3 protein-coding genes are annotated in these 2,713 nt (G+C 67.0%); all 3 read right to left on the bottom strand.

The features are described 5' to 3' along the window. Positions 1 to 37 precede the first annotated feature (37 nt). On the bottom strand, positions 38 to 1,144 hold the full coding sequence (locus A9Q02_RS21290; protein ID WP_097655092.1) for a hypothetical protein: 1,107 nt from the start codon (positions 1,142 to 1,144) through the stop codon (positions 38 to 40). A gap of 236 nt (positions 1,145 to 1,380) precedes the next feature. Further along, positions 1,381 to 1,698 carry a hypothetical protein gene (locus A9Q02_RS21285; protein ID WP_097655091.1) on the bottom strand — a complete coding sequence of 106 codons (318 nt, stop codon included), beginning with the start codon at positions 1,696 to 1,698 and terminating at the stop codon, positions 1,381 to 1,383. 4 nt (positions 1,699 to 1,702) lie between these two features. After that, entirely contained in the window at positions 1,703 to 2,056 is a 354-nt protein-coding gene (locus tag A9Q02_RS21280; protein WP_097655090.1) for a hypothetical protein, read from the bottom strand. Positions 2,057 to 2,713: the final 657 nt, after the last annotated feature.

Raw genomic sequence — 2,713 nt, 5'->3', positions numbered from 1 at the left:
CGCAGGTCACGAGGGAAGGGAGCGGGAACCGGCAAATCTAGTTGACACCAGGCGGCAAATCTAGTTGACATTTAACAGTCGCCCGCTCGGCGGCCTGCGCGGTCGGCTCCAGCAGCACTTCATCCAACCCATCGAGCAGGAGGATGACTGCGCCGCGCACCAGCGCATCGGTCAGCAGATCCTCGGGCTGCGCCACCCCGTATCCGGCGATAGTTGCACGCAGCAGCGTCACCACGGTCTGCGCGTCCACCGCCGCATTCGCCAACGCTCCGGCCAGCCGACGCAGCGGCAGCAGCACGGGGAGCAGCGGTGGGGCGGTGTCCCATCCTGACAAGGCCGTCGCCGGGTCAGCCTGATCCAACCCGCGCCGCGCCAGCGCCCAGGCCAGATGCCGCACGAAGGTACTCTTGCCGCTGCCCGGATCGCCGAGCAAGACTAGCTGCGGATGGGCATACAGTGCCTCCGTCGCCGCCTGCGCCCGATGCAGGATGAGGCCGGGACTGTCGCGTTCCGCATCGAGCGGAATGATGTGCAAGACGGCTTCGATCGGCAACACGTGCTCCGGATCATACGCTTCCGCCGGCTTCGTCAACGCGTCATCAGCAAAGTAGCGGCGCACGGTTTCCCGCGAACCGGTCGCCAGCGGCAGGAGCGTCGTCGTCGCCAGCAGCACATAGACCCGCGCTAGATCCAAGCCCTGCGCCCCCGCTAATTGCGTATCCAGGCCACGCAACGGCAGGGTACGCAGATCATTCGCCAGCGCGTCGAGGTACCAGATCAACCGTCGCCGCTCGTCGTCACGCGGATCACGCCCGTAGATGATCGTGCCCAGGTTCAGCGCGACCGCCGGGCCGTAGACGGTGCCGCTCACCGTGAGCGAGCCTTCCGTCTGCGCCGTGGCCCCTTGGCCGATGGCAGCCGTGCTCTGGGTGACATTGCCTGCGGTGATCGTATCACCACCGCCCGCTGGCGTCGCTTCACCGAACACCTCGGCTTCGACGAAGGTGCGTTGCGCCGCTGTCAGCGTGGTGTTCGTTGCCAGCGCAGCGTGCGCCGCCGCTGCACCCCATTCCTGGGCGAGGGCGCGGAGTTTGCTCACCAGTACCATCAAATCGTCGTGCGTCATCGGTGTCGCTTTCGTCATCCGCCGTACCTGGCCTCAGGCATGCCCTGCTGATGATCAGAAGGATCGCAACCGTTGAGGGCTGCGGTCACACGGTCGCCCCGCGCCCACACATCGCCGCAGGCAGCGCTCTCCCGTCGTCGTTTTCGCGCCGCCACCCCAAGATACCCCCCTCTCCCAACCCCGACGAAGGCAGCGCCCGCGCCGCGCCCCTGGTACGTGCGCTGACCTTCGGGAACCCGCCGCAAGCCGCCGCCCTAGCGTCGGCCCTGCGAGCTAAGCGTCGGCCCGTCGTCCAACGGCTCCCAGTGCCTGCTTTCAATCATCGTGATCAGCAGCACTCGGCCAACTTGCCACAGCTTCACGGCGTACTGCACGTGGATCTGGCGTACCGAAACCTGGCGGATGACCGTGCCGTCCCCCTCGTCCGTCCCCACCACGAGGCCATCCTCAGGGCCATGTTTGATAAATGCAAGGGCACTGTCCAGCAACGAGCGCTCGTCCGCGCTCATCTGCTGCCTGACCTGCCAGGCCCGCATGGCATAGTTGACTCGCGCCCAAGTGAGGGGCCGCACGCCGTTACCCTTCCATCAACCGGCCGTCGCCGTCGAAGCGTTCGCCCGTCGGCTCCCCCGTGGTCGGGTCAGTGGCAATCCAACCCTCCGCATTGCCCTGCCGATACGCAGCGATGGCAGCGGCCACCCGCGCAGGCGACGGGGTCGGGTAGAACTCGCGCACGTCGTAGGGGCTCACCCCCAGGATCTCCCGAGCCCGCCGCTTGGTCACGGGCCGGACGGTCTGCGGGGCGGCCAACAGGCGGCGGTAGGTCTGTTCCGTCATGCCGAGGTGGCGAGCCCACTCTTCGCGGGACATCATCTGCTCGCTGCGGAAGTCCTCCAGCGAGCGCGTTGGCAACACGATTTCTCTGGTCATACACCACTGCTCCTTGCTCCAAGCGAGGCATTCTGTCCACCAGTATAGCATACAAGCATCAGCGGATCACTGGCGGATCATCGGGAAAGGCCGGTGGGCGCAGCCGTGAGAGGAGGGAGCCTGTTACAACCGGCGGGCCATGGGCTGCTGCGCCCCTACTTCACGCACCACACCCGGCGGCTGTCGGGGCACGGGCAAGCCGTGCCCCGACAGCCGCCGCCCTGCCCCCCGTACGGGCACGGCGCTGCCGTGCCCCCGCCGCCGCCGCTCCCGCCCGCCGTGCCCCATGGAAGGAAGGGCACGGCGTCGCCGTGCCCGTACAGCCGCCGCCCTGTGCCGCGCTGCCGCCCCGCCGTGCCCGTACGGGCACGGCGACGCCGTGCCCCCACAAAAAAATCAAGGGGGGGACACCACCACCCGAAAACCCAGGTTGTTGATCGGGATGTCGGGAAGAGGCCAGTCCCGCGCCCCGCAGCGAACACGCGTGCTACCCCAAGCCCACGACCCACCGCGCCACGGCACATCCCGATCATTAGGTGTAAAATCTTTCACCCCCTGGGCGGCCTCCCCTGGGTAGCCCCTTTCACGTATAGAGTTTTTGAGACATTTCGAGCCATGTGTAAAGGGTTTTGCAGGCGGGTCGGCCTTCTGGTACGA

The organism is Candidatus Chloroploca asiatica (genome assembly GCF_002532075.1).
In the GTDB taxonomy this organism is placed as follows: domain Bacteria; phylum Chloroflexota; class Chloroflexia; order Chloroflexales; family Chloroflexaceae; genus Chloroploca; species Chloroploca asiatica.
The sequence above is the reverse complement of the archived record's forward strand: the minus strand, read 5'-3'. Positions and strand labels throughout refer to the sequence as shown.